The sequence below is a fragment of the Massilia sp. NBRC 108631 genome, assembly GCF_059704565.1.
Genome location: NZ_BAAKJE010000254.1, coordinates 1 through 208, shown reverse-complemented (window position 1 = coordinate 208; position 208 = coordinate 1). Strand labels below are relative to the sequence as shown.

General features: G+C 52.9%; 1 tRNA gene and 1 rRNA gene. Both read left to right on the top strand.

Annotated features, from left to right (window positions below):
• Positions 1-62: ribosomal RNA gene (locus AC6H42_RS27695) — 16S ribosomal RNA — on the top strand; the annotation flags it as partial.
• 63 nt (positions 63-125) lie between these two features.
• A tRNA-Ile gene (locus AC6H42_RS27690) sits at positions 126-202 on the top strand.
• The last annotated feature ends 6 nt before the right edge of the window (positions 203-208 follow it).

Sequence of the window (208 nt, the reverse complement as noted above, 5' to 3'; positions counted from 1 at the left end):
TGACTGGGGTGAAGTCGTAACAAGGTAGCCGTATCGGAAGGTGCGGCTGGATCACCTCCTTTCTAGAGTATGGCGCCACGCCAAACGCTCACACTTATCGGCTGTTTTTAAAGAGAACGTTTTCTGGGGCTGTAGCTCAGCTGGTTAGAGCACCGTGTTGATAACGCGGGGGTCGTTGGTTCGAGTCCAACCAGCCCTACCAGTTTTA